General features: G+C 65.1%; 23 protein-coding genes and 1 pseudogene. 20 read left to right on the forward strand and 4 right to left on the reverse strand.

Annotated elements, in window-relative coordinates:
- Positions 1–88 precede the first annotated feature (88 nt).
- Genes VGC77_RS11135 through VGC77_RS11145 form a run of 3 tightly spaced genes read left to right on the forward strand, consistent with a single transcriptional unit; the run spans position 89 to position 2,923 of the window.
- The gene (locus VGC77_RS11135) at positions 89–1,081 is read left to right on the forward strand and encodes a hypothetical protein (protein WP_331171629.1); all 993 of its coding nucleotides are present in this window, start codon (positions 89–91) and stop codon (positions 1,079–1,081) included.
- A gap of 2 nt (positions 1,082–1,083) precedes the next feature.
- Positions 1,084–1,713 carry a dimethylsulfonioproprionate lyase family protein gene (locus tag VGC77_RS11140; RefSeq protein ID WP_331171630.1) on the forward strand — a complete coding sequence of 210 codons (630 nt, stop codon included), beginning with the start codon at positions 1,084–1,086 and terminating at the stop codon, positions 1,711–1,713.
- Positions 1,714–1,732: 19 nt separating this feature from the next.
- Positions 1,733–2,923 carry a PLP-dependent transferase gene (locus VGC77_RS11145; protein WP_331171631.1) on the forward strand — a complete coding sequence of 397 codons (1,191 nt, stop codon included), beginning with the start codon at positions 1,733–1,735 and terminating at the stop codon, positions 2,921–2,923.
- A gap of 25 nt (positions 2,924–2,948) precedes the next feature.
- Here VGC77_RS11145 and VGC77_RS11150 read toward each other — a convergent pair whose 3' ends face one another.
- Positions 2,949–3,095 carry a hypothetical protein gene (locus VGC77_RS11150; RefSeq protein ID WP_331171632.1) on the reverse strand — a complete coding sequence of 49 codons (147 nt, stop codon included), beginning with the start codon at positions 3,093–3,095 and terminating at the stop codon, positions 2,949–2,951.
- Between VGC77_RS11150 and VGC77_RS11155 the strand changes: the two genes are divergently transcribed.
- From VGC77_RS11155 to VGC77_RS11195, 9 genes are all read left to right on the forward strand, one after another.
- On the forward strand, positions 3,094–4,629 hold the full coding sequence (locus tag VGC77_RS11155) for a nitrogenase component 1 (protein WP_331171633.1): 1,536 nt from the start codon (positions 3,094–3,096) through the stop codon (positions 4,627–4,629). The two genes, VGC77_RS11150 and VGC77_RS11155, sit on opposite strands and share 2 nt — an antisense overlap.
- A gap of 2 nt (positions 4,630–4,631) precedes the next feature.
- Positions 4,632–6,023 (forward strand): nitrogenase component 1, encoded by a 1,392-nt coding sequence (locus VGC77_RS11160; RefSeq protein WP_331171634.1) that lies wholly within the window; start codon positions 4,632–4,634, stop codon positions 6,021–6,023.
- 235 nt (positions 6,024–6,258) lie between these two features.
- Positions 6,259–6,804 (forward strand): carboxymuconolactone decarboxylase family protein, encoded by a 546-nt coding sequence (locus tag VGC77_RS11165; protein ID WP_331171635.1) that lies wholly within the window; start codon positions 6,259–6,261, stop codon positions 6,802–6,804.
- Between the two features lie 357 nt (positions 6,805–7,161).
- Positions 7,162–8,727, forward strand: a complete 1,566-nt coding sequence (locus tag VGC77_RS11170; protein ID WP_331171636.1) for an ABC transporter substrate-binding protein — start codon at positions 7,162–7,164, stop codon at positions 8,725–8,727.
- A gap of 76 nt (positions 8,728–8,803) precedes the next feature.
- Positions 8,804–10,417: an ABC transporter substrate-binding protein gene (locus tag VGC77_RS11175; protein ID WP_331171637.1), complete on the forward strand. Its 1,614-nt coding sequence runs from the start codon at positions 8,804–8,806 to the stop codon at positions 10,415–10,417.
- Between the two features lie 15 nt (positions 10,418–10,432).
- Complete coding sequence (locus tag VGC77_RS11180) at positions 10,433–11,413, forward strand: ABC transporter permease (RefSeq protein ID WP_331171638.1); 981 nt, start codon at positions 10,433–10,435, stop codon at positions 11,411–11,413.
- Entirely contained in the window at positions 11,413–12,294 is an 882-nt protein-coding gene (locus VGC77_RS11185; RefSeq protein ID WP_331171639.1) for an ABC transporter permease, read from the forward strand. Before VGC77_RS11180 ends, VGC77_RS11185 begins: the two co-directional genes overlap by 1 nt.
- On the forward strand, positions 12,294–13,316 hold the full coding sequence (locus VGC77_RS11190; protein WP_331171640.1) for an ABC transporter ATP-binding protein: 1,023 nt from the start codon (positions 12,294–12,296) through the stop codon (positions 13,314–13,316). The genes VGC77_RS11185 and VGC77_RS11190 overlap by 1 nt, the downstream gene beginning before the upstream one ends.
- A complete protein-coding gene (locus VGC77_RS11195; protein ID WP_414709645.1) occupies positions 13,276–14,274 on the forward strand; it encodes an ABC transporter ATP-binding protein in 999 nt (332 codons plus the stop codon). The genes VGC77_RS11190 and VGC77_RS11195 overlap by 41 nt, the downstream gene beginning before the upstream one ends.
- Before the next feature lie 255 nt (positions 14,275–14,529).
- Here the strand turns inward: VGC77_RS11195 and VGC77_RS11200 are convergent, their stop codons facing one another.
- Entirely contained in the window at positions 14,530–15,291 is a 762-nt protein-coding gene (locus tag VGC77_RS11200) for a VOC family protein (protein ID WP_331171641.1), read from the reverse strand.
- A gap of 164 nt (positions 15,292–15,455) precedes the next feature.
- On the opposite strand from VGC77_RS11200, the gene VGC77_RS11205 reads away from it, so the two are divergent.
- From VGC77_RS11205 to VGC77_RS11225, 5 genes are all read left to right on the forward strand, one after another.
- Complete coding sequence (locus tag VGC77_RS11205; protein WP_331171642.1) at positions 15,456–15,746, forward strand: hypothetical protein; 291 nt, start codon at positions 15,456–15,458, stop codon at positions 15,744–15,746.
- Between the two features lie 73 nt (positions 15,747–15,819).
- Positions 15,820–17,436, forward strand: a complete 1,617-nt coding sequence (locus tag VGC77_RS11210) for an ABC transporter substrate-binding protein (protein ID WP_331171643.1) — start codon at positions 15,820–15,822, stop codon at positions 17,434–17,436.
- A gap of 24 nt (positions 17,437–17,460) precedes the next feature.
- Positions 17,461–18,438 (forward strand): ABC transporter permease, encoded by a 978-nt coding sequence (locus VGC77_RS11215; protein ID WP_331171644.1) that lies wholly within the window; start codon positions 17,461–17,463, stop codon positions 18,436–18,438.
- Between the two features lie 3 nt (positions 18,439–18,441).
- Complete coding sequence (locus tag VGC77_RS11220) at positions 18,442–19,272, forward strand: ABC transporter permease (RefSeq protein WP_331171645.1); 831 nt, start codon at positions 18,442–18,444, stop codon at positions 19,270–19,272.
- Positions 19,269–20,909, forward strand: a complete 1,641-nt coding sequence (locus VGC77_RS11225; protein WP_331171646.1) for an ABC transporter ATP-binding protein — start codon at positions 19,269–19,271, stop codon at positions 20,907–20,909. The genes VGC77_RS11220 and VGC77_RS11225 overlap by 4 nt, the downstream gene beginning before the upstream one ends.
- Before the next feature lie 20 nt (positions 20,910–20,929).
- Here the strand turns inward: VGC77_RS11225 and VGC77_RS11230 are convergent, their stop codons facing one another.
- Complete coding sequence (locus VGC77_RS11230; protein WP_331171647.1) at positions 20,930–22,234, reverse strand: FAD-binding oxidoreductase; 1,305 nt, start codon at positions 22,232–22,234, stop codon at positions 20,930–20,932.
- Positions 22,235–22,910: 676 nt separating this feature from the next.
- Between VGC77_RS11230 and VGC77_RS11235 the strand changes: the two genes are divergently transcribed.
- A complete protein-coding gene (locus tag VGC77_RS11235) occupies positions 22,911–23,801 on the forward strand; it encodes a MetQ/NlpA family ABC transporter substrate-binding protein (RefSeq protein WP_331171648.1) in 891 nt (296 codons plus the stop codon).
- Positions 23,802–23,817: 16 nt separating this feature from the next.
- Here the strand turns inward: VGC77_RS11235 and VGC77_RS23670 are convergent.
- Positions 23,818–24,005: pseudogene (locus VGC77_RS23670) on the reverse strand (methyl-accepting chemotaxis protein); the annotation flags it as partial.
- 343 nt (positions 24,006–24,348) lie between these two features.
- Between VGC77_RS23670 and VGC77_RS11240 the strand changes: the two are divergent.
- Together VGC77_RS11240 and gabT are read left to right on the forward strand one after the other, a co-directional pair.
- Positions 24,349–25,239: a LysR substrate-binding domain-containing protein gene (locus tag VGC77_RS11240; RefSeq protein ID WP_331171649.1), complete on the forward strand. Its 891-nt coding sequence runs from the start codon at positions 24,349–24,351 to the stop codon at positions 25,237–25,239.
- A 321-nt stretch (positions 25,240–25,560) separates the two neighbouring features.
- The gene (gabT, locus tag VGC77_RS11245; RefSeq protein ID WP_331171650.1) at positions 25,561–26,835 is read left to right on the forward strand and encodes a 4-aminobutyrate--2-oxoglutarate transaminase; all 1,275 of its coding nucleotides are present in this window, start codon (positions 25,561–25,563) and stop codon (positions 26,833–26,835) included.
- Positions 26,836–26,860: the final 25 nt, after the last annotated feature.

Below are 26,860 nucleotides of genomic sequence, written 5' to 3' on the forward strand. Positions count from 1 at the left end.
ACGTCTGCCAACGGTATGCGAAGCCTGACAGCGGATAACGAAATACGCTATCATCCTCCGCGTCTGGTATGCTCTCCAGGTAAGCTCTATGTCTCTGCCGCAAACGCCTGAGCCTGAACTGTCGCTCGAAATCGATCCGCTCAGTTATTTCGGACTGCGCGAGACGCGGCGGATCAAGGACCGGCTTGTCGTCACGATAGCCGATCGCGCCTACCTGCCGGATACCACGGACCTGCAACGGGACTGGCTTTCGAGCGTCGCGGCGCCGGCATTCAGGTTGCTGCGCGATCGCCGCGGCGAGGGCGCCTGCCGCGCCTTTGCGTCGATCGGGACCGGTTCGGGAGCCGACGCGCTCGCCGCCATCGAGATTTTCGGCGCAGAGACGATCGGCATCACCGATCTGTTCGGCGATGTGGTCGACACGGCCGCCGGCAATATCCGGCGCAATCTTCGTCCGGGCGTCGACGTCACGCTGCATTCCGGCGCCGGCGATCTGTTGTCGCCGCTGCGTGAGCGCGGACTTCGTTTCGACGTGGTCTACGAAAACCTCCCCAACCTGCCGCTCGCCGAGGCCGGTCACATTGAGGTGGGGCGGACCAGCGCCGCCTTCATTCCGCCGCGCGGGGAGGCGGTGCCGGACTTCGTCAAGGAGTGGCTGCTCGTCCTGCATTACTTGGCGCTCGTCGAGGCGCGCGATCTGCTCAATCCGGGCGGGACCGTGGTCTCGGTCATCGGCGCGCGGCTGCCGCTGGAAATTCTCAGCCGCATGGCGGTCGCGGCGGGTTATACGCCGGCCTTTCTCACTTATTCCTGGAAGGTGCAGGCCGACCCCGTCGACGTGATCGGCTCTTATGCGCAGTGGCAGCGCGGCGGCCTCGGCCCGTTCTATTTTTACCCTGCGGCCCGGCTGGCAGAGGCGTTCGCCGTGCTCGATCCGCAGGACGCCGGCCGCAACGCCTTGTCGATCGAGGCGAGCCTGAAGCCGGCGCGGCTCGACGCCGTCGAAGCCTGGGATGCATTCCAGCGCGGAGAACGCATCGGCCATACGGTCGCCGTGCTGCAATCCGGGCCGAGCGACTGACCATGCCGGGGCTCACGGGAAATCAGTTACACGGTCTGTTGACGGCGCTTCGCCATCGCTTCGAGGCACGACCCGAAAGCGCGGACGACATCGGCGAAGAGATCCGCAAAGTCTCCGCGGCGCTCGACCGGCGGGCGCTGTCGCCGCAGCCGGTTGAGCCGACGTCGCATCCGCTCACCCGCCATCTGCCGGCGGCGCTGTCGCTGACTGCGGCGAGTGCGGCGGCCGTGGCGGCCGCGTTGCAGCCAATCGCGGCGCTGCTGCCGTGGCGGTACGGCTACCTGCCGCGACCGGACGCACCGGGCCTCGACGCGGCGATGGGCTGGGCAGAAATCGTCGGGCCGGAGGCGCCTTTCCGCAGCGCGGAGGTCTGCTTCGGACTCACGCTGATCGGGTCCGACACTTTCTATCGGCCGCATCGACACCCGGCGAGAGAGCTCTACCATGTGCTCGCCGGCAATGCGGCGTGGACCGCCGCCGGCAGCACCGCCACGCGGGCGCCGGGCGACTACATCCTGCACAGCGAGGACATGATCCACGCCATGCGCACCGGGCGCGAGCCTCTGCTGGCGATCTATTCATGGACCGGCGACGTGGTGTCGCCGTCCGTCTGGGCGGAACCCGCGTCATGACGCTGCGGAAGACATCCTCATGACCACGCAACAGGGTGCCAAGTTCGAGACGATTGCCGTGCATGGCGGTTCGTTCCGGTCCGATCCGGTGACCGGCGCGGTGGTGCCGCCGATCTACCTCACCACGTCGTATCAATTCCAGAACACCGAACACGCCCGGCGCATTTTCGGCCTGGAAGAACTCGGCTACACCTATACGCGCACCGTCAATCCGACGCGCGAGTTTCTGGAGCGGCGGATCGCGGCGCTCGAAGGCGGAGTGGGAGCGCTGGCGTTGGCGACCGGCAAGGCTGCCGCGCTCTACGCGGTGCTCAATATCGCGCGCGCGGGCGACAATGTCGTCGTCTCGGCTGATATCACACAGGGACGCAATGCGAGCCTGCCGACCGCGCTGCGTCAGCTCGGCGTCGAGGTGCGCCTCGCCAGCGCGGAAGAGGGCGGGGCGTTCGGCCGGCTGACCGACGCGCGGACGCGCGCCTACTACGCCGAGAGCCTGAGTGTGCCAGAGCTGCGTCCGTTCCCGATCAAGGCTGTTGCCGAAACCGCCGATCAGCTCGGCGTGCCGCTGATCATCGACAATACTGCGTTGCCATTGTCCTGCCGGCCGTTCGAGCTCGGTGCCGCGGTCGTGATCTATTCCGCGGCGGAGTATCTGGGCGGCCACGGCACCACCGACGGCGGCCTCATCATCGATGGCGGTCGATTTTCATGGGAGGCGCACGCGGCGCGTCTGCCGACGCTGATCGAGCCGGACGGGTCGTATCACGGCGTGGTCTGGACGGAGCTGGTGAAGCAGTGGAACGCCAGCCCGTTCGTCGCCCGCACCCGCGCGCATCTGTTGCGGGATCTGGGCGCCGCGATCAATCCGCTGGCGGTCTTTCAGCTGATCCAAGGTGTCGAGACGCTGCCGTTGCGGCTGCGCCGCCACCATGCCAATGCGCAACAGGTCGCCACCTATCTGGCCTCGCATCCGAAGGTCGCGGGGCTCGCCTCCGGTGCGGCGCTGATCGCCTTCGATCTTGCCGATGCACAGGCCGCGGCGCGTTTCAAGACGGCGCTGTGGTTGTTCGAAGATGCGGCGACCTACGGCGGCGTGCGCAGCGCGGTGATCGCCGCGCCGGCTACGGCGAACCGCCTGCTCCTTTCGATCGGTCTTGAGAATCCCCGCGACATTGTCGACCTGCTGGCGGCTGCGCTCGCCGCGGCCTGAGCAAAGTCGGTGCGGCGACGATGGTTTATTTCTCCAACGACGCGCGATCCCAGCGGCAAACTTCCAAGTCGCTTCTCCTGTGTCGTTCGCGCTTGCGCAGCGCAAAGCCGCGTGTTTTCTTGCGATGCGTCAGATGATAGTCAAACGCCCGGGTAGGTAGCAGCACCGTCATGGCCATCAACCTTCGCAGCCCTTCTGCCGAAACCCGCGAACAACGTCTCGGTACCATCACCGCCTGGGATGGACCGGCGTCGCGGCTGGCCACCGAATCGGCGTTTTCGCGCGGCGGCTGCGGCCCCGGCTGCGGCGGCAAGGGCCAACGCATCTGCGAATTGGAATCGCCGTTCACGCAAGGCTCGACCTGCAGCGAGCAGATCGCCGAAAGCCAGGCCAGCAATGTCCGCGATGCGGTGCTGGTGCAGCACTCGCCGATCGGCTGCGCCGCCGGCCACATCAACAGCAACGCCTTCTTCCGCAACGGCCTGCTGCGGCGCGGGCTCGCCCCGCGCAACGTCACCGGACTGTCGAGCAACCTCGTCGAACGCGACATGGTCTATGGCGGCGCGGAGAAGCTGCGCGCCACCATCCACGCGGCCGCGCAGCGGCATCAGCCGAAGGCCGTGTTCGTCGCCACCTCCTGCGCCACCGGCATCATCGGCGACGATGTCGAGAGCGTGGTGCGCGAATGCGAGCAGGAACTCGGCCTGCCGGTGGTGGCGATGTATTGCGAGGGCTTCAAGTCCAAGCACTGGAGCTCCGGCTTCGACGCCATCCAGCACGGTGTGCTGCGCCACGTGGTGAAGCCCGAGCCCGGCCCGCGGCAGGACAATCTCGTCAACATCATCGTGCTGTGGGGCAGCGACGTGTTCACGCCGATGCTGGCGGAGCTCGGTCTGGAGGCCAACAACATCCTCACCGTCGCTTCGGTCGAGGAAATCGCCCGCGCGTCCGAGGCCGCTGCTTCGGCGACCTTCTGCTACTCGGTCGGCGGCTATCTCGGCGCCGCGCTGGAGCAGCAATATGGCGTGCAGGAAATCAAGGCGCCGCAGCCCTATGGCTTCAGTGGCACCGATGCCTGGCTGCGCGCGCTGGCCAAGGTCACCGGCCGCGAGGAGCGCGCCGAGGCCTACATCGCCCGCGAGCATGCCCGCGTCCGCACGCAGATCGAGCGGCTGCGCGAACGCCTGAAGGGCGTGCGCGGCTACGTCGCGATGGGGGCTGCTTATGCCCATGGCGTGATCGGCGTGCTGCGCGAGCTCGGCATCGAGGTGCCGGGCTCGCTGGTGTTCCATCACGACCCGGTCTACGACAGCCATGATCCCCGCCAGGACTCGCTCGGCCACATGATCGACGCCTACGGAGACGTCGAGCATTTCAGCATCTCGAACCGCCAGCCCTACCAGTTCTACAATCTGCTGAAGCGGTCCAATCCCGATTTCATCATCATCCGCCACGGCGGGCTCGCCGGCCTGGCCTCGCGGCTCGGCGTTCCGGCGATCGCACTCGGCGACGCCTCGACCGCGATCGGCTACCAGGGCATGATCGATCTCGGCGAGGAGATCGTCGACGCGCTGGCGCAACGCAAATTCCACCAGGACCTCGCCGGCCACACCAGCCTGCCTTACAAGCAGTGGTGGCTGGATCAGACCGACCCGTATCTGCTGGCCCGCCAAGCGGCGGCGCCGCAGGCCGCCGAGAGCCGCTGATCATGGCCATCACGCCGCTGAAGGTCAGCCGCCCCGGCGGGGCGCCCGCCATTCCGGACGTCGCCGAGGAGGGCCCGATCGAGCAGGTCCGCTACGCCTGCGCGCTCGGCGCGATGCAGACGGTGGCGGCGATCCCCCGCGCCATTGCCATCACCCATTGCGGTCCGGGCTGCGCCGACAAGCAATGCGGCGCGCTCGCTTTCAACAACGCCTATCAGGGCGGCGGCTGGGGTGGTCTTGGCGTTGCGCCGAGCACTAACGCCACCCAGCGCGAGGTGATCTTCGGTGGCGAGGACCGGCTGCGCGAGCTGATCACCCACACGCTGGAGCTGATGGAAGCCGATCTGTTCGTCGTGCTCACCGGCTGCATTCCCGATCTGATCGGCGACGACGTGCCGGCGGTGGTGAAGGAATTCCAGGCCCGCGGCGCGCCGCTGGTGCATGCCGGCACCGGCGGATTCCGTGGTAACAACTATTTCGGCCACGAGGTGGTCACCCGCGCCATCATTGACCAGTTCGCCGGCCCCTATGGCGGGCCGCGCGAAGCCGGCCTGGTCAATCTGTGGTCCGCTTTGCCCTATCAGGATCCGTTCTGGCGCGGCGATCTGGTCGAACTGAAGCGGCTGCTCGAAGGCATCGGCCTGCGCGTCAACGTGCTGTTCGGGGCGGGCTCGGCCGGCGTGTCGGAATGGCGGGCCATCCCGCGCGCCCAGTTCAACCTCGTGCTGTCGCCCTGGCTCGGGCTGGCGACGGCGCAGCATCTGCAAGAGACCTACGGCCAGCCCTTCCTGCATGAGCCGGTGCCGCCGATCGGCGGCCGGCAGACCAGCGGGTTTCTTCGCCGGGTGGCCGCCTATGCCGGCCTGCCCGAGGCGCAGACAGCCGCCTTCATTGAAGCCGAGGAGTGCGACTACTACGGCTATATCGAGGCGTTCTCGGAATTCTATTCGCAGTATCGCTGGGGCCTGCCGGCGCGGTTTGCCGCGGTGGGAGACGCCGCCACCACGCTTGCACTCTCTAGCTTCGCGGTGCGTCAGCTCGGCCTGATGCCGGCCTGCGTGGTGGTGACCGACAATACGCCCGCCGAACATCGCGATGCGGTGCGCGCCGCTTTCCTGGCGCTTGATCACGACGTCTCGATCGAACCGCATTTCGCCGAGGACAGCTACGCCGTCCACGCCGCGATCCGCGCCGTCGATTTCGGTCGCAAGCCGCCGCTGATCTTCGGCACCACCTGGGAACGCGATCTCGCCAAGGAGCTGCGTGGCTTCATCCTCGAAGTCGGCTTCCCGGCGTCCTACGAGGTGGTGCTGTCGCGTGGCTATGCCGGCTATCGCGGGGCGCTCGGTCTGATCGAACGCATTTACACCACCGCGATCAGCCGCAGCGCCTGATACGAGCCGGGCGGTGCATCGACGGCAGATCTCCTGCACGCGGACGTTGATAGATCCTTTGGCATGGCCTCGAGACGCGAGCAGCGCGGCGACGCGATGGTCGGCGAGTCAAATGGTGATGGTCCGGCGGCGGCGCCGCCGCCAAGAAAACGCCGAACCGGGACGGCCTCGGAAATTCGTGATTAGATGATGTCGCAATCTGCGATCTCCAACACGACCAACGATTGGAATGAATATGTCGCGCGTATCGATCAAGACCAAGGCTGATTTGCCTGCCTCGCTGCACCCGCTGTGGGACCGCATGGAAAGTTACGGCGCTTTCGCCAGCCAGTCCGGCGCGATGGCGCATCGTCCGCCGATCTTTCAGCACATGTGGTCGCTGCTGGTCGCGTTAGCCGATGACGGGGTGATTGCGAAGCGGCATCTGGAACTTGCGCTGGTGACGGTGTCGTTGCTCAACCAGTGCAGCTATTGCGTCTCGCATCACACGCCGAAGCTGGCGATCCAGGGCGTCTCCGAGGCCGGCGCCGAGCGGCTGCTGGACTACCAGGACCATCCCGAATTGAACGAGGTCGATAGATTGGTGGTCGAATATGCGATCACCGTGACCAACAATTGGAACCGGACCCGCGACGAGATCTTCGCGCGATTGCGCGCGCATTTCACGGAGCCGCAGATCGTTGAATTGACTTGGCGCATCGCGCTGTGCGGGGCGTTCAATCGGTTCAACGATATTCTGCAGGTTGATGTTCCTGAGGTGGCACAGGCTGCGGCGGAATAGAACGGCAAGTAGCTGCTCCAGCCGCCTCGCTGATCGGCTGTTCCACATCGCAACCAGTCGGTGCGATTGCATTCGTCGTACACGCATTCGCATCGCTCTGACAAAAATGGCCTGCGTTGCTTTCGCCGGCGAGCCGATCGTGCTCCACACCCCGGTCAATTTGAAATTGACCATTGCAGCAACACGCCTCGATATACGTAAAGGTATTCTAGGCGAGCGAAGCGCCGCCTGGATTGAAATCTTCACGATCAATCTCACGGGGGACGGATGCTGCACGAGCGATCCGCGCAACGCGCGACTGGATTTAGGCCGCGGTCCGACGCCACGCGGTGGCGTAGCTGGGCGTCCGCCGCGGCGATGGCGGCGGTGCTGCTGCTGTCGGCGCCGGCATTCTCCGAAGCCCCGCAGCCCGGCGGAACGCTGACCGCAATCATCCAGCCGGAGCCGGTGATCCTGACCGCTGCGATCAACACCGCGGCGCCGACCGGGACGATCAGCGGCAATGTATTCGACGGCCTGGTCGATTACGACACCAATCTCAAGCCCGTTCCGGCGCTGGCGGAAAGCTGGGAGACCTCGGCGGACGGGCTGTCGTTCACGCTGCATCTGCGCAAGGGCGTGCTCTGGCACGACGGCCAGCCGTTCACCTCCGCCGACGTGAAGTGGACGCTGGAAAACGTTTGGAAGACCATTCATCCGCGCAACCAGGCGACCTTTGCAAAGGTCAGCGCGGTGGAGACCCCCGACGAGGCGACGGTGATCCTGCGGCTCAGCGAACCCTCGGTGGCGATCCTAAGCTCGATCAACTCCAACGGCGCGCAGGTGCTGCCGAAGCATCTCTATGAAGGCACCGACATTCTCAACAACCCCTACAACAACAAGCCGGTCGGCACCGGACCGTTCGTGTTCAAGGAATGGAAGAAGGGCGAGTACATCCTGCTCGAGAAGAATCCGAATTATTGGGACAAGGGCAAGCCCTATCTCGACAAGGTGATCTACAAGGTGGTGCCGGATGCCGCGGCGCGCTCCGCGGGCCTCGAGAAGGGCGAGATCCAGTATGGCACGCTGAGCCCGGTGCCGCTGAAAGACGCCGAGCGTCTCGGCAAGCTTCCCTCTTTGAAGATCGAAACCGCCGGATACGAATGGTTGTCGCCGTTCCTGTTTCTCGATTTCAACGTCGAGCGCGGCCCCTTGAAGGACGTGCGGGTGCGCCATGCGCTGGCCCGCGCGATCGATCGCAAGGCGATTGCCAATGTGGTCTGGTACGGCTTTGCCAAGCCGGCGAACAGCCCGATCCCCTCGACGCTGGCGGCCTTCCATGATGCCAGCGCGCCGAGCGATCCGTTCGACGTGAAATCGGCAGACGCGCTGCTCGACGAGGCAGGCTTCAAGCGCGGCGCCGACGGCAATCGCTTCACGCTGTTCATCGATTACATTCCCTATGGCGACGATTTCAAACGCACCTCGGAATACGTCAAGCAGGCGCTGAAGCGGGTTGGCGTCGACGTCACCATCCGCACCCAGGACACCGCAGCCTACACCAAGCGGGTCTATGGCGACCGTGACTTCGATCTATCGATCACCTGGTTTGCCGCCTTCTCCGATCCGCAGATCGGCGTCACCCGCGCCTACTGGTCGGCCTCGGTCGGCAAGAACATCCCCTGGACCAACGGCTCGGGCTACAGCAGTCCGCAGGTCGATCAGATCATCTCCCAGGTGCAGGGCGAAGCCGATCCGCAGAAACGCATCGCGCTCTTCAAGGAGTTTCAGAAAATCGTGCTCACCGATCTGCCGACGCTGCCGCTGGTCGAGTTGAAATTTTTCACGGTGCAGGCTGCTAATCTGAAAACCCTGACGATCCGTGGCGACCAGGTCTATGGCAGCTTCCGCGACTTCTGGTTCGAGGCGCCGAAGCAGAACTGAACATGCATCTGTTGAATAATCTGCTGTTGCTCCTGCTGATCCTCGGTCTCATCGCCGCGAGGAAAGGATATCTGACATGACATCGATCGGTTCAAAGTCGCGCGCCTGGCTCGCCGCGCTCGCCGTCGCCGCGCTGGCGACCGCGCCATCGCTGGCCGCCGAGTCGCCGAAGGCGGGCGGCACGCTGACCGCGATCGTGCAGCCGGAGCCGGTGACGCTGACGCCGGCCACCAACACCGCGCAGCCGACCCAGGTGATCGCCGGCAATATTTTCGACGGGCTGGTTTATTACGACCTCGATCTGAAGCCGCAACCCTCCTTGGCAACGAGCTGGTCGGTCGCGCCCGATGGACTGACCATCAGCTTCAGGCTGCGCAGCGGCGTGAAATGGCACGACGGCCAGCCGTTCTCTGCGGCCGACGTCAAATGGAGCCTGGAGAACGTCTGGAAGACCATTCATCCGCGCAACAAGGCGATCTTCGAGAACGTCTCCAGCGTCGAGACGCCCGACGAGCAGACCGTGATCCTGCATCTGTCGAAGCCGTCGCTGCCGATCCTCAGCGTGATCAACGGCGTCGGCGCGCCGATCTTGCCGAAACATCTCTATGAAGGCACCGACGTCCTCAACAATCCCTTCAACAACAAGCCAGTCGGTACCGGCGCCTTCGTCTTCAAAGAGTGGAAGAGGGGCGAATATGTCGTCCTGGAACGCAACCCGGATTACTGGGAGCCGAACAAGCCTTATCTCGACAAGATCGTGTTCAAGGTGATTCCGGACGCCGGCGCCCGCGCCGCCGCGATCGAGAAGGGCGCGGTGCAATACGCCGCCTTCAATGCGGTACCGTTCCGCGACGTCGAGCGGCTGGCCAGGCTGCCGAGCCTCAAGGTCGACACCCGCGGCTATGATTGGCTGTCGCCGCTGCTCTATCTCGACTTCAATGTCGACAATCCCTATCTGAAAGATAGTCGGGTGCGCCAGGCAATCGCTCATGCGATCGACAAGGAGGCGATCGGCAAGGTGGTTTGGTACGGTTACGGCAAGCCGGCGGTCAGTCCGGTGCCGTCGACCTTGACCGCGTTCCACGATGCCAGCGTGGCGCAATATCCGTTCGACCTGAAGAAGGCCGAAGCCCTGCTCGACGAGGCCGGTTTCAAGCGCGGCAACGATGGGGTACGCTTCACGTTGAACCACGACTTTTTGCCCTATGGCGACGACTACAAGCGCACCGGCGAGTATCTGAAGCAGGCGCTGAAGCGGGTCGGCATCGAGGTCAACATCCGCAGCCAGGACTCCGCGGCCTTCATCAAGCGGGTTTATGCCGATCGCGATTTCGATATTGCGAGTTCGTGGAATGGCGCGTTCCCCGATCCGCAGATCGGCGTGGTGCGGGCCTATTGGTCGGGCTGGCTCGGCACCAAGACACCGTGGACCAACGGCTCGGGCTATCGCAATGCCGAGGTCGACAGCCTCATTCAGGCCGCCGCGATCGAAGGCGATCCGGCCAAACGCGTCGAAGACTTCAACCGCTTCCAGCAGATCGTGCTGCGCGAGCTGCCGACCCTGCCGCTGTTGGAACTGCACTTCTTCACCATCCATGCGGCGGCACTGAAGGGCGCGGTGTCGCAGGCCGATCACTCCTACGGGTCGCTGAAGAATGCCTGGTTCGACACTTCGCCGGCACAGAACTGACGGACCCGCTGAGCCATGACCTCGACAACGGCGAGTTATCTGGCGCGCAGGGGCCTGCAACTCGTGCTGGTGGTGTTCGGCATCGCGGTGATCAACTTCTTCCTGCTGCATCTGGCGCCGGGCGACGCGGCGCAGGTGCTGGCCGGGGAGGCCGGTGCGGCGACCCCGGACTATCTCGCCGCATTGCGCAAGCAATTCGGGCTCGATCAATCGCTGCCAATGCAGTTCGTGGTTTACTTGCGCAACCTTGCGACGTTCAATCTCGGCTACTCGTTCCGCCAGGGCATGCTGGTCGCCGAATTGATCGTGCAGCGATTGCCGGCGACGCTGCTGCTGATGGGGGCGGCGATCAGCTTCGCGTTGCTGGCGGGATCGGCGCTCGGCGTCGCCGCCGCGCGGAGCGCTGGTCGCGCTGCCGATACGCTGATTTCCACGGTCGCGCTGTTGTTCTACGCCACCCCGGTGTTCTGGACCGGGATCATGCTGATCGTGGTGTTCTCGGTGTGGCTCGATTGGCTGCCGGTCGGCGGCATGGCGAGCATCGAGAAGGGCTATAGCGGCGTTGCCTATTTCTCGGACGTTGCGCAGCATCTGATCCTGCCGGCGGCGACACTCGGGCTGTTCTTCCTCGCGGTCTATGCGCGGCTGATGCGGGCGGCGATGATCGACGTGCAGGGCCAGGATTTCGTCCGCACTGCGGTGGCCAAGGGCGTGCGGCCCGGCCGGATCGGCCGACGGCACGTCTTGCGCAACGCGCTACTGCCGGTGGTGACGATGCTCGGCGTGCAGGTCGGCTCGGTGCTCGGCGGCGCGATCCTGGTCGAGACGGTGTTCTCGTGGCCGGGGCTCGGCCGGCTGGCCTTCGAATCGCTGTTTCAACGCGATCTCAATTTGCTGCTCGGCATTCTGCTGTGCAGCTCGGTGGTCGTGGTGATCGCCAACATCCTGATCGATCTGCTGTATACCGTGCTCGATCCGCGCATCGAGCTCGGCTGATGGCGCTGATCGATATCGCCAATGGTTTGCCACGAGCCCGCGTGGGACGCAGCCACTTGTTGGTGCGGGCCGCGCGACAGCCATCAGCCTTGGTCGGTGCGCTGTTGCTCGGCGTCATCATCGGCGTGGCTGCATTTGCCGACCAGATCTTTCCCGGCGATCCGCTGGATTTTGCGGGGCAGCCGTTCCTGCGGCCCGGCGCCGATCCGGCGTTCTGGCTTGGCACCGACATGCTCGGTCGCGATCTGGCGTCGGGCATCGCGCATGGCGCGCGGGTGTCGCTACTGATCGGCGCCGTCGCCACCGCCGTGTCGCTTGTGATCGGCGTCGGCGTCGGTGCGATCGCGGGTTACTACGGCGGCAAGCTCGACGCGGCGTTGATGCGGTTCACCGAGTTTTTCCAGACCATTCCGCAATTTCTGTTCGCTCTGACCATCGTCGCGATCCTGCAGCCGACGATTCCGACCATCGTCGGCGCCATCGGCGTCACCGCCTGGCCGAGCCTGGCGCGGCTGGTGCGCGCCGAGATCCTGAAACTGCGCCATGGCGACATGGTGCAGGCGACGATCGCGCTCGGCGCCTCCGATCTGCGGATCATCTTTCTGCACCTGTTGCCGAACACGTTGGCGCCGATCATTGTCTCCGGCTCGGTGATGGTCGCAACCGCGATCCTCACTGAATCAAGTCTGGCGTTTCTCGGCCTCGGCGACCCCAATGTGGTGAGCTGGGGCGGCATGGTCGGAGCCGGGCGCGAGGTGCTGCGCTCGGACTGGTACATCGCGACGTTGCCCGGGATCGCCATCGTGATCGCCGTACTGGCGTTGAACCTGCTCGGCGACGGACTGAACGACGCCATCGATCCGAAGCAGGAGCGGCGGTAATGGTCGACGCACCGGCATTGTCGGTCGAGGGGCTGACCGTCAAATTCGCCGATCGGGGCGGCGACCTGACCGCCGTCAGCAGTCTCGATTTTGAATTGGCACGCGGCGAAACGCTGGCGCTGGTCGGCGAATCCGGATGCGGCAAGTCGCTGACCGCGCTGGCTCTGCTCGGCCTGGTCAACCCGCCGGGACGGCTCGAAGGCCGTGCAATCCGGCTCGACGGCCGCGACATCCTCGGGCTGCGCGGCGAAGCGATGCGGCGACTGCGCGGCAACCGCATCGCGATGATCTTTCAGGAGCCGATGACGGCGCTGAACCCGGTGCTCAGCATCGGCGCGCAGATCGTCGAGGCGATCCGCGAACATGAGCGCATTTCCCGTCCGGCCGCGCGCGAGCGGGCGGTGGCGCTGCTCGATCGGGTGCGGATTCCCGATCCGCGCCGCCGTTTCGACGACTATCCGCACCGGCTATCCGGCGGCATGCGGCAGCGCGTGATGATCGCGATCGCACTGGCCTGTTCGCCGTCGGTGTTGGTGGCCGACGAGCCGACCACCGCGCTCGACGTCACCATCCAGGCGCAGATTCTCGAACTGATCGACGAACTGAAGCGCGAGACCGGCGCCGCCGTATTGCTGATCACCCACGATCTCGGTGTGGTGGCAGAGCACGCCGATCGTGTGTTGGTGATGTATGGCGGCTGCAAGGTCGAGGAGCGCGCCACCGCCGATCTGTTGCGGACGCCGCTGCATCCCTACACCCGCGGTTTGATCGCGGCCCGTCCGCGACTCGGTGTTGACAACGGCTTTCGGGCGCGGCTCACCGAAATTCCCGGGATGGTGCCGTCGCTGCGCGAGATGCCGCGCGGCTGCCGCTTCGCGCCACGTTGTCCGCTGGCGATCGACGCCTGCCGTATCGCTGCGCCGCCGTTGATCCCGGTCGGCGCGGGGGGATCTGTGGCCTGTCTCAGAATCGAGGAATCGCGTGTTTCAGAGTTCGCATCCGGTGGTGCCGGCGCATCTTGAACCGCTGCTGGCGGTCGAGGACGTCGCCGTCCGCTTCCACAGCGCGCGCGGCGCGACGCGGGCGGTCGATGGCGTCTCGCTGTCGATCCGGCCCGGGGAGACGCTGGGACTGGTCGGCGAATCCGGCTGCGGCAAGACCTCCCTCGGTCGCGCGATCGCCAGGCTGGTCGAGCTGGAGGCCGGCAGCGTGCGGCTCGGCGGCGTCGATCTGACGCGATTGTCGCGGAGACAATTGAGGATACATCGTAGCGACGTGCAGATGGTGTTTCAGGATCCACTCGCCTCGCTCGACCCGCGCTGGACCGTTGGAGCGCTGATCGCTGAGCCGCTGAACATTCATCGCATCGGCAGCCGCACCGAGCGGCGCGACCGCGTCGCCGATCTGCTCGCCAAAGTCGGTCTGCCGCCCGATGCTGCCGCGAGGTATCCGCACCAGTTCTCCGGTGGCCAGCGTCAGCGCATCGGCATCGCGCGCGCGCTGGCGCTCGACCCGAAACTGCTGGTGCTCGACGAGCCGGTGTCGGCGCTCGACGTCTCGGTGCAGGCGCAGATCCTCAATCTGCTGGTCGACCTGCAGAAGCAATTGGGTGTCGCCTACCTCTTCATCAGCCACGATCTGTCGGTGGTCGAATATATCAGCGACCGCGTCGCCGTGATGTATCTCGGCCGCATCGTCGAGATCGCGACGCGCGAACAATTGTGGTCAAGCCCGGCGCATCCCTACACGCAGGCGTTGTTCGCCTCGATCCCCCGGCTCGATGCGGCCACCGCCGGGCCGCGCGCGGCGCCGCTGAAGGGCGACTTGCCGAGCCCCTATGCGCCGCCGCCCGGTTGTCGGTTTCACACTCGTTGCGCGATCGCGCAGCCGCGCTGCCGCAGCGTGAGCCCGGAGCTTGCCGCGATGCCGCGGACGGCGCACGCGGTGGCGTGCCATTTTCCGACGAGCAGCAGCGCTTGAACAGATGCTGCGACCCTGCCGCGATCGCCGCCGATTTCGGCTGTTGCGTATTCGGCGGGCGTCCCCGACGCTTCAGAGGCGCCTTGACAGTCTCCCACTCTTTCGCGCTTTGGTGGACATTCCGCAATTCGCAATCTGTCCCGGGAGGGGAATAGCCCTCAACGTATGCGGTGGATGCAACTGCGGAGGCGCTTTCATCACCGCGAGCGCAACGACGACCGGCAGCAGCGTCAACAGCGCCAAAACAACGAACGGCTAACCGATGAATTCGAGCGCTGCGCCGTGGGTCAGCGCGGGATCGAGGATAGCCGGCTTTGCCCCAGTCAATCCGATTGAAACGGGGCCTTCGCCGCGCGTTCCGAGATGGGCGGCGATTAGCTTATCGGACGAACCGTTGCCGCTGGGACTAGCCAATACCACGGTGGTCTGGCCGATCCGGAGTTGCGCCAGCCGTAGCCCCGACCCCGGCAGGACGAATGAAAGGGCTGCAGGCTCGCCCAATAACGCCGAATAGCGCGCAATGCTGCGGTCGAGATCCGATACGGCGACGACGACGACGCCGATCCCCTGCGCTCCGTTGCGATGGCTGCGGACCGCGCCTTCGGGCACGACGCGCAGCGCCCGCGGCGTGACGTCGCCGCAGAAAAACGGAGTGTCGCTGGAGGGCGACCGCGCGGTCTTCCATTCCAGCCGAACGCCGTCCGGTCGGGCGCGGCCACCCTCGATCGGGGACTCGACGTCGAGCCCGCGGGATTGGATCGCGGCCACATCCCGATCGATGTCGTCGGGCAGCAGGGCGAAATCGACCAGGCCAGGCCCCGCTCGATCGAGGACCCGCCACCATCGGAAGTCCGGGTCGGGGCGGCTGAAGGCGATCAGTTCGAAATACGATCCGTCGGCAAACACCACCAGCGCATTCCGCGAGCCGCGGCCGGGATGCTCGCCGCCTTCCTCGACGGTGAAGCCGAGACGACGATAGTCGGCGATCGCCTGGGCGAGATCGGCGACGGCGATCACGACGTGGTCGAGTGCGAACGTCATTGCAAATTCCTTCCAAACTCCGTCTGAAGTCTTTGAGCGCTGTCGGCGTCGTGCGTGCGGCCGGCGACAAGCCGCGGTTGGTCCTACGGCAGCACCGCGAGGGCAGTGCCCGAGTGTGTCAGGTCGTTGCGCGAATTCAAATGGCAGGCGGCACTCATTTTTCCGCCCATCGCGGAATTGCGTTGCCTGTGTGCGATGTCGTCGCCAACGATTTTCCAAAACGATCGGTCTGCAACGTGAGGTTCAGGATATTCGACCGCTCGCGCGTCAGTTCGAGTCAAGCGATGCCGGCGAATCGAAAGCTGTCATTTGCCGTGGCGTCAGGGCGCCCGCGTATCGGCGTGGTGCAGAAGTCGTTGAGCTCGATCGACAGGAGTACGCGTGCAACGCTGGCGGTCACAGCAGAAACTTTCCTGGGCTGGATTGAATAGGGAATGACTCGATCGAGGGGCGTGTCGTATCGTCCCGCGGCTTGCCCGACCGCAGCGATTATCTGGAGCATCCATGGCTTTTTCCCGTTTTGAGATCAACCGTCGAACCGCGTTGCTGACGTCGGCCGCAATCGCCGCCAATGTGCTCAATCCGATGCGGGCCTTCGCGGAGGAGACGCCGCGCAAAGGCGGCGTGTTCAATGTCCATTACGGGGCCGAGCAGCGGCAGCTCAATCCCAGCCTGCAGGCTTCGACCGGCGTCTACATCATCGGCGGGAAAATTCAGGAGCCGCTGGTCGATCTCGACGCCGCCGGCAACCCGGTCGGCGTGCTGGCGGAGAGCTGGGAATCGTCGGCGGACGGCAAGACCATCACCTTCAGGCTGCGCAAGGGCGTGGTTTGGCACGACGGCAAGCCGTTCACCTCGGACGACGTCGCCTTCACCGCACTGAACATGTGGAAGAAGATCCTGAACTACGGCACCACGCTGCAGCTGTTCCTCACCGCGGTCGACACCCCCGATCCGCACACCGCGATCTTCCGCTACGACCGGCCGATGCCGCTCAACCTGCTGCTGCGGGCGCTGCCCGACCTCGGCTATGTCTCGCCGAAGCATCTCTACGAGACCGGCGATATCCGCCAGAACCCGACCAATCTCGCGCCGATCGGCACCGGCCCGTTCAAATTCAACAAATACGAACGCGGCCAATACATCATCGCCGATCGCAACGACAATTACTGGCGGCCGAATGCGCCCTATCTCGACCGCATCGTCTGGCGCGTGATCACCGACCGCGCCGCGGCCGCCGCCCAGCTCGAAGCCGGCGAGCTGCATTACAGCCCGTTCTCCGGGTTGTCGATTTCCGACATTGCGCGGCTCGGCAAGGACAAGCGCTTCGTGGTCTCGACCAAGGGCAACGAGGGCAACGCCCGCAACAATACCCTGGAGTTCAATTTTCGCCGCAAGGAGCTGTCCGACATCCGGGTGCGGCGCGCGATCGCCCATGCCATCAACGTGCCGTTCTTCATCGACAACTTCCTCGGCGACTTCGCCAAGGTCGGTACCGGGCCGATCCCGTCGACCTCGACGGATTTCTATCCGGGCCCGAACACTCCGCAATACGCTTACGACCAGGCTAAGGCGATCGCGCTGCTCGACGAGGCCGGCTACAAGCCAGGCGCCGGCGGCACCCGGTTTTCGCTGCGGCTTCTGCCGGCGCCCTGGGGCGAGGATATCTCGCTGTGGGCGACCTTCGTCCAGCAATCGCTGGGCGAAGTGGGCATTCCGGTCGAGGTGGTCCGTAACGACGGCGGCGGTTTCCTCAAGCAGGTCTATGACGATCACGCCTTCGACCTCGCCACCGGTTGGCACCAGTACCGCAACGATCCCGCGGTTTCGACCACGGTGTGGTATCGCTCCGGTCAGCCCAAGGGGGCGCCGTGGACCAACCAGTGGGGTTGGGAAGATCCGGTGATCGACCAGATCATCGATGACGCCGCCACCGAAATCGATCCGGCAAAACGCAAGGCGCTGTACGCCGACTTCGTTATCCGCGCCAATTCGCAACTGCCGATCTGGACGCCGATCGAACAGATCTTCGTCACCGTGATCAGCGCCAAGGCGCGCAACCATTCCAACACGCCACGCTGGGGCTCCTCGAGCTGGCACGATCTTTGGCTATCCGCGTGATGCGAATTCGGCCAGAATGACCCGATGCGCATCCTTCACCTCGCGGGGCGGCGGCTCGCCGCCTCGATCCCGACCCTGTTGCTGATTCTGATCGGCGTGTTCCTGCTGCTGCAATTCGCACCCGGCGACACGGTGGACGCGATGATGGCGCAGATGGGAGGCGGCGACGCTGCGACCGCGCGCGAACTGCGAAAATTCTACGGCCTCGACCTGTCGATTCCGATTCAGCTCATCAACTATTTATGGAAGCTGGTCCGGCTCGATCTCGGCTTCTCCTCGATCTACGGCAAGCCGGTCGCCACCGTGATCCTGGAGCGGCTGCCGCCGACCATCCTGCTGATGACGGCCTCGCTGTCGTTTGCGTTCTTCGCGGGGCTTGTGCTCGGCGTCGTCGCGGCGCGCGCCTTCAACAAATGGCCCGATACGCTGATCTCGACGCTCGGACTGATCTTCTATGCGACGCCGTCGTTCTGGTTCGGGCTGATGGCGATCGTGGTGTTCTCGATCTATCTGCAATGGCTGCCGGCCGGCGGCTTCGAGGACATCGGCACCGGCAGCAGCGGGATCCGGCGGATGCTGGATATTGCCGGCCATCTGGTGTTACCGACGCTGACGTTGGGTCTGATCTTCCTCGCGATCTATCTGCGGATCATGCGGGCGTCGATGTTGGAAGTGCTGAATCTGGATTTCGTTCGCACCGCGCGCGCCAAGGGGCTCGACGAAACCCGCGTCGTCGTTCGGCATGTGCTGCGCAACGCGCTGCTGCCGATGATCACGCTCATCGGGCTGCAAGCCGGCACCATGCTCGGCGGCTCGGTGGTGGTGGAGAGCGTGTTTTCGTTGCCCGGTCTCGGCAGGCTTGCCTATGAATCGGTGGTGCAGCGCGATCTCAATACGCTGCTCGGCATCGTGTTCGTCTCGGCGCTGCTGGTGATGGCGGTGAATTTCGTGGTCGACCTGCTCTACGCACGGCTCGATCCGCGCATCTCCGCGGAGGCCTGAGCCGTGGACGCGGTGCAGCGCTATTTCCGCAGCCCGGCCGCGGTGATCGGCCTGATCCTGCTGCTGATCGTTGTCGCGATGGCGATCGGCGCCGGCTGGCTCTACCCGCGCGATCCGTTGGCGCTCGCCGGCCGGCCGCTGCTGTGGCCATTCTCGAATCCGCGCTTCCTGCTGGGAACCGACAATTCCGGTCGCGACATCGCCGCGCAGATCTTTCACGGTGCGCGGATTTCGCTGCTGATCGGCGGCGCCGCCACCGCGATCGCGGTCACGATCGGCGTGCTGATCGGCGCCGTCGCCGGCTATTATGGCGGCTGGATCGACAATATCCTGATGCGGGTCACCGACGCGTTTCAGATCCTGCCGAATTTCGTGCTGCTGCTGGTGCTGGTCGCGGTGTTCGGCTCGAATCTCACCACGGTGACCATCGCTGTGGGCGTAGTCTCCTGGCCTGCGCCCGCGCGGCTGACGCGCGCCGAATTCCTGTCGCTGCGCAATCGCGAATTTGTCCAGGCCGGCCGCACGCTGGGCATGAAGGATGCGCAACTGATCCTCGGCGAGATCCTGCCCAACGCGCTGCCGCCGGTGATCGTTTATGCCAGCGTGGTGATGGCGGTGGCGATCCTGCTGGAAAGCGCGCTGGCGTTTCTGCGGCTGTCCGATCCCAATGTCGCCTCCTGGGGCAACCTGATCGGGCTCGGGCGCGACGTACTGCGGGTGCAGTGGTACGTCGCGGCAATCCCTGGTCTGGTGATCCTGATCACCGTGCTCGCGGTGTCGCTGGTCGGGCAGGGGTTGAACGACGCGCTCAATCCGAGGCTGAAGGGCCGATGACGCACACCGATGCGCCCATCCTGACGCTCGACCGTCTCTGCGTCAGACTGCCGTCGGGCGCCGACCGCGAGCACGCCGTTTCCGACGCGACGCTGTCGATCGCAACCAACGAGATTGTCTGCGTGGTCGGTGAATCCGGCTCCGGCAAATCGATCATGGCCAATGCCGTGATGCGGCTGTTGCCGGGCGGCGTCGCCATCGACAGCGGCCGCGTGCTGTTCGAAGGCCGCGATCTGGCGCGGGCCAGCGCCGCCGAGATGCAGAAGGTGCGCGGCGCGGCAATCGCCATGGTGTTTCAGGAGCCGATGAGTGCGCTCAATCCGCTGCGCACCATCGGCGATCAGATCGGCGAGATGTTTTCGATCCATACCGAACTGTCCCGGAGGCAGATCCGTGGCCGGGTGCTGGCGCTGCTGGAGGACGTCCGGATCGCCGATCCAGCGCGCGCAGCGGCCGCCTATCCGCATGAACTCTCCGGCGGGCAACGCCAGCGCGCGATGATCGCGATGGCGCTGGCGCTGGATCCGCGGTTGTTGATCGCGGACGAGCCGACCACCGCGCTCGATGTGACGACGCAGGCGCAGATCCTCGAATTGATCCGCGAGCTGCAGAAGCGCAGGAAGACCGCGGTTTTGTTTATCACCCATGATTTCGGCGTGGTGGCGGAAATCGCCGACCGCGTCGCGGTGATGCAGCGCGGCGTGATCGTGGAGCAGGGGGCTGCCGACGACGTGCTGAACCACCCGCAGCATCCCTATACGAGGCAGCTGATCGCCGCGGTGCCGCCGTTGACGTCGCCGCCGCCGCGGCCGTTGTCGGAGCACAGCATCCTGTCGATCGGCAACGTCACCAAGACCTATCGCAGCGGCGGATTTCTCGGCCGCGCCGCGCAGGTCACGACCGCGGTCAAGGGCGTGTCGCTGACCTTGCCGAAGGGCGCCACACTGGGAATTGTCGGCGAGTCCGGCTCCGGGAAATCGACGCTGGCCCGTTGCATCATCCGGCTGATCGATCCCGACAGCGGCGCGATCATCCTGGAAGGCCGGGACTGGGCGCGGATGAAGAAGGAGGATGTGCGCCGGCAGACCCGCCATATCCAGATGGTGTTTCAGGATCCGTTCGCGTCGCTCAATCCGCGGCGCAAGGCTGTGGAGATCGTGGCGCAAGGACCCATCATCCACGGCACGCCACGGGCGCAAGCGATCGCAGAAGCCTACGAACTGTTCGCGCTGGTCGGTCTCGATCCGGCGGCCGGCGATCGCTTGCCGCACGAATTCTCCGGCGGCCAGCGCCAGCGGATCGGATTGGCGCGGGCGCTGGCGCTGAAGCCCGACGTACTGATCGCCGACGAGGCGGTGTCGGCGCTCGATGTCTCGGTGCAGGCGCAGGTGCTGAAGCTGCTCGCTGATCTGCGCGAACGGCTCGGGCTGTCGATCATCTTCATCACCCACGATCTGCGCGTGGCGGCGCAGATCTGCGATCTTGTCGCGGTGATGAAGGATGGCGAAGTGGTGGAGCACGGCCCCGCCGGCGAGGTCTTCACCCGGCCGCGGCACCCGTATACGCAGGCGCTGCTGGATTCGATCCCGGGCGGCGATTTCGCCCGCAGCCATCCGGTCGAGGTGCCGGCGGCGTGACGTGCCGCTGCATTTGCGAGCTACGCGATCTCCCTGGAGTCGCGATGGCGATAGAGCACCATCATCAGCGGCGCGAACGGCCGCAGCAATTCGTTGGCCGGAATCGGCGTCGGCGCGGTGAACGGCAGCGCCAGCTCGTCGTCGGGCGCGCCGCGCACCGCCTTTGACAATTCGTCGCCGAGCGCGATCGACAGCGCCACGCCGCGACCGTTGCAGCCGGTCCAGCCATAGGCGTTCGGGCCGAGCCGATGAATATGCGGCAGGTAGTCCGGGGTCATGCCGATCAGCCCGTTCCAGACATAGTCGAACCGGACCTCGCCGATCTGTGGCCAAAGCCGCTGCAGCCGCTGCGCCACCCGCGCCTTCAGCGTCGCGGCCTGATTGAACGGCCGGATGATCGCGCCGCCGGTGACGAAGCGGTTGCGCGCATCGAAACGGCCGAAATACAGCTCGCCATGGGTGTCCGACATGGCCTGCCGGCCGGGAATGATGCTGCGCCGCACATTGTCGCTGAGCGGCTGGGTCACCATCTGCCACGACCGCACCGGAACCACTTCGCCGTCGATCGAAGGCGCCAGCGATTTTGTAAACTCGCCGCTATAGGCGTTGCTGGCGACCACCAGCGCCCGGCCGCTGATCTGCCCCCCGACGGTCTTGACGATCCAGCGATCCTGCTGCCGCTCGATGCCGATCGCCGGCGAGCGCGCGAAGATCCGTCCGCCCTGCGCCAGCACGGCGCGCGCCAGGCCGCGGGCCAGCGCCAGCGGATTGATGTGGCCGCCGGTCTTGTTCCAGAAGCCGCCGTACCAGGCGTCGGAGCCCAGCATGTCGCGGGCCTGGTCGCGCGAAAGCAGTTCGACCGGGGCGCCGAATTTCGACCATTGCCGCACCCGGCGCTCGGCGATCTTGATCCGGCCCGGCGAATGCACCGGCTGCACCCAGCCGGTCTGCTCCTGCTCGGCGTCGATGGCGTGGCGCCTAGCGACATCGAACAGTGTCGAGGCGCTGTCGCGCAGCAGGCCGACGAAGCGCTCGCCGGCCGCGCCGTGCTTGGCGACGATGTCCTCCGGATCGGGCCGCGACAGCGTCGGGATCACTTGGCCGTTGTTGCGGCCGGACGCGCCCCAGCCAGGCTCGGCGGCTTCGACCACGGCGACATCCACTCCGGCCTCGCGCAGATGCAGCGCGGTCGACAGTCCGCTGAAGCCGGCGCCGATCACCACGACGTCGGCGCGTTCCTCGCCCAGAAGTTGTGGTAGCTCCGGTCCCGGCGCAGTGACCGCATGCCATAGCGAGTCGGGCCAGCGGACGTCCGCGTGTTGCATCGATGGATTTCCTTAGTAGCCGCAGGCCACATCGATAGGGAGGTTAAGCTGTAGCCTCAGTCGGTTTTCATAGCCCATTATGCGCGATCGAGAAAAGCAACGTTTGGGAATTTCTTGTGGCAAGGGAAAGACTGCGGTGCGACTGCTGCGTCGAATCCGAATTTCTCCCCGCGGGGGAGCGCTCACCGTGCTTCGCTGCACTTCGTCTTCGGACAAGAGGACGGCGGCACGGAGTCGGGTGAGTAGCGTTCTAGAGAAGGCGGAGAAATCAACATATCCGTGCCAAGCGGGCGTCCGCGCAACGAACGATATTCTTCTTTCCGTCGACGACTAGGCATCGCGTTTCGGCTGACGCTAAATGTCCTGCGGTCAGGTCGCATCTGGCGTGCTTGCGCGATTGCTGAGGTCAGTGCGCGGTCCAAAATTGTGAGTCTCGCTATGAGCCGACTGCCCCTTTGCACCATCAAAGATACGCCTGACGCTGCAAAGGCGGGACTGATCAGCGCCGGCCGACTCTCGAAGCTGCGATCCGACAGGCGTTCGAACAACAAAGCTTGCATGAATGCGGGTGCGACGCTGCAGTGATCGTGAATTGGTGATGGTGGTCAGGCGCGTTGCTTCGCGCAGAGGTCGAGCTGCGGTCCGGGAAAATTAGAGCGGTAGGAGATCGGTGGTCATGAGAATGCGTTTGCTATCCCTTGTTCTCGGGGGCGCCCTTTTCGCCGGGCCGGCGCTGGCTGACCAGAAAATCAGGGTTGGAATTTCGGGCGGCGATGCCGAGGTGGTGTGGTCGAAGGTCAAAGAAATCGCCGCGAATGATGGGCTCGATATCATCGTGGTGGTGTTCAACGACTATCTCTTGCCGAATGCTGCGCTCGATGCCGGTGATCTCGACGCTAACGCGTTTCAGCACAAGCCCTTTCTCGACAATCAGATCAAGACCCGGGGTTACAGGAACACCGCCGTTGCCGACACGATCGTCGCGCCGATCGGGCTATATTCCAGGAAGGTGAAGTCGCTCGGTGAGATCAAGGATGGGGCGTCGATCGGGATCCCGAACGATCCCTCCAATGGCGGACGCGCCTTGCTGCTGTTGCAAGCCCAGAAACTGATCAAGCTCAAGGACGGCGTCGGCGTGTTGCCGACCGTGCTGGACGTCATCGACAACCCCAAGAAGCTGCAGTTTCGCGAGATCGATGCCGCCCAGCTTCCGCGCAGCCTCGACGATCTCGACGCTGCGGTGATCAATACCAATTACGCGGTTGCGGTCGACCTTATTCCAGGGCGGGACTCCATCGCGATCGAGTCCTCGATCAACAATCTCTACAACAATTTCATCGCCGTGCGGGAGCGCGACAAGGATGCCGCCTGGGTGACCAAGCTGGTGCATGCCTATCAGAATGATAGTATTCGTCAGCTCATCAAGGAGAGCTGCCGGGCCAGCTTCCTGCCTTCTGAGAGGCCGATCGAAAGACCGATCACCGACGTCGGGCATTCAGCGCCTCAAAGCGAGGAGCTCTGCGACGCAGCAAGCATGGTTCCACCAAGAGCCGCGGCAAAGCGGTGAGCGATCTTGGGCGGTGCGAGATTTCGCGGAAAGCCGTGATCTGCTCCTCGATCGCACCGGCGATGACCGATGGGCGCCGATATCCTTGATGGAGCCGATGGCGTCGCCGGTCGCTGACGGCATCGCCGAAATCGGCTGGCTGATCTCGCCGGTGGCCTTGGCGGTCTGTACGGCCAGCGCTTTGACTTCGGACGCCGCCGCGGCAGATTGCAGCTTGACCGCTGGCCTTCCGACCCTCCCCAGGATTTCCGAGCGAAGCGGCAGACTGCCGCAATCGGGGAGCCGGGCTCGGCGCCGGTCGGCGAAAAATCCGCGACCGGCCGCGGCCGATCACCTGCAATTTTCTGAAAATGTTTTGGGCGCGATAAAGCCGCGCACGGCCCCATCGGCGCGAACCATTTGTGGGTTGTGGTCAGGCGTGCGACAAGACTGCCGATCGCCATCGGGGCGATCGCGCTGGATCTGCCGCGCGTGTTGCTGCAGGACAAAACGGGAATATGGGCGAGCGCGGCGCAATGCCAATGCTGAATCTCGCAATGATGCGGCCATGACCAGACCTCGCCTGCCATCCTTGATTGCGCTGCGCGCGTTTGAAGCCGTCGGTCGCACCGGCAGCGTGCGGGCCGCGGGCGACGAACTCGCGGTGAGCCACACCGTGGTGTCGCGGCATTTGCAGAATCTGCAGAAGAGCCTCGGCGTCGTGCTGGTGCGCGGCGAGGGGCGCGGGGTGATGCTGACCTCGGCGGGGCTGGCGTTCCACGGCCAGATTTCCCAGGCGTTCGACATCATCGCGCGCGCCACCAGCGCGGCGCGCCCGACGCCGCGCCCGACGCTGAACATCTGGTGCATCCCGGGAATCGCCAATCGCCTGCTGCTGTCGCGACTGCCGGAATTGACCGGACCGCCGCGCAACTGGGAGGTGAACATGCAGCCGACCCTGTCGCATCCCGATCTCGCCCGCGGCGAAGCCGATGCCGAGATCGTCTACGCCGATATCACGGATGCGCCGGGCGCGGTGATGGCCGAGGCGTTGGTGCGGCCGCGGGTGTTTCCGGTTGCAAGTCCGGCCTATCTCGCGCGCTATCCGGCGATCGCCAGCCTCGAAGACCTCTCGGAGATCGCGCTGATCCACGAAGAATCCACCGCGCAGTGGGCGCGCTGGTTCGAGCGCGCGGGATTGTGCGATCTGCCGCCGCTGCGTGGTCAGCGGCTGTGGCACGCGCATCTTGCTATCGAAGCGGCGCGGCTCGGCCAGGGCGTCGCGCTCGGCAACGACGTGCTGGTCGAGGACGATTTGCGTTCCGGCGCGCTGGTCGAGGTGATTAGCTCGTCGGTCTATATGGAGACCTATCAGTTGGTGGCGCTGAAGGAACGCTGGAGCGATCCTGCCATCGTCGCGCTGCGCGACTGGCTGAAGCGGGTGCTGGCGGGACGATAGAGTCCGCCACGCGACGCGCCTGCACAAGACGGACTCAGCAATTTGCCTGCCTTGGCCTCGCGACAGGCCGGCGTCGCTCTTCAAACAGCCTTCACGATCAACGCGGCGCGCGGCTGATGTGCCATGCGTAAATCGCGGGGTGATGGAAATGCAGGCTTTGCTGACTGCGCGTTAGGCGGCTCGCTCAATTAATTGCCAGCTTTTGCACGCATTGATGCAACGTCGCTTGACTGGTGCATGCAAGTCACCAGAGCGAACTGACAAGCTGATTGAGTGCGGCGATCGGCGATCTAGGTTGGCCATCAGTGCAGGAGAGAGCTGATGACCAATGCGGATTTGTTGACGCGCAGACAGAGTGCGGTGGTGCGGGGCGTCAGTCACGCGACGCCGATTTTCGCGGATCGCGCGCTGAATAGCGAAATATGGGACGTCGAGGGCAAGCGCTATATCGACTTCGCCGGCGGCATCGCGGTGCTCAATACCGGCCACTGCCATCCGCACATCGTGCAGGCGATCCGCGCGCAGCTCGAGCGTTTCACCCACACCTGTTTCCAGGTGCTGCCCTATGAATCCTACATTGAGCTCGCCGAGCGGCTGAATGCGCTGGCGCCGATCAACGGTCCGCTGAAATCGATTCTGCTCAACACCGGCGCCGAAGCCACCGAGAACGCCGTCAAGATCGCGCGCGCCGCCACCGGCCGCAGCGGCGTGATCGCTTTCACCGGCAGCTTCCACGGTCGCACCGCCTTTGCCTCGGCGATGACCGGCAAGGTGATCCCCTACAAGAAGCTGCTCGGACCGCCGTTGCCCGGCGTCTGGCACGTGCCGTTTCCGGCCGCCGGCAGCGACGTCAGCGTCGACGACGCGCTGCGCGCCATCGCCTTTATCTTCAAGGCCGACATCGACGCCTCGCAAGTCGCCGCGATCATCATCGAGCCGGTGCAGGGCGAGGGCGGCTTTCACCAGGCTCCCGCCGAGCTGATGCGCGGGCTGCGGCGGATCTGCGACGAGAACGGCATCGTGCTGATCGCCGACGAGGTGCAGACCGGATACGGCCGCACCGGCAAGATGTTTGCGATGGAGCATTTCGACGTGCAGGCCGACATCGTCTGCGTGGCGAAGAGTCTCGCCGGCGGCATGCCGCTGTCCGCGGTGATCGGCCGCGCCGCGATCATGGACGCCGCCGAACCGGGCGGCCTCGGCGGCACCTATGCCGGCCATCCGTTGTCCTGCGCCGCGGCGCTGGCGGTGCTCGACGTGTTCGAGAAAGAGAACCTGGTGGCGCGCGCCAATCAGATCGGCGAGCGGCTGCGCGCCGGCATCGACCGCTTCGCGCTCTCCAATACGCTGTTGCCGGTTTCGGTGGCGCGCGGCCCCGGCGCCATGGTGGCGTTCGACATTCTCAAGAACCGCGGCAGCAACGAGCCGGATGCCGCAGCGACCAAGCGCGTCACCAAGCTCGCTTACGAGAATGGCCTGGTGCTGTTGTCCTGCGGCACCACCGCTAACACCATTCGCATCCTGGTGCCGCTGACCGCGTCGGACGCCATCGTCGACGAGGGGCTGGCGATCCTGGAACGCTGCCTCGCCGCCTAGCGACCCGCAACTCACGACGTCACGC

It is taken from the genome of Rhodopseudomonas sp., from assembly GCF_036404135.1.
Classification (GTDB): Bacteria; Pseudomonadota; Alphaproteobacteria; order Rhizobiales; family Xanthobacteraceae; genus Rhodopseudomonas_A.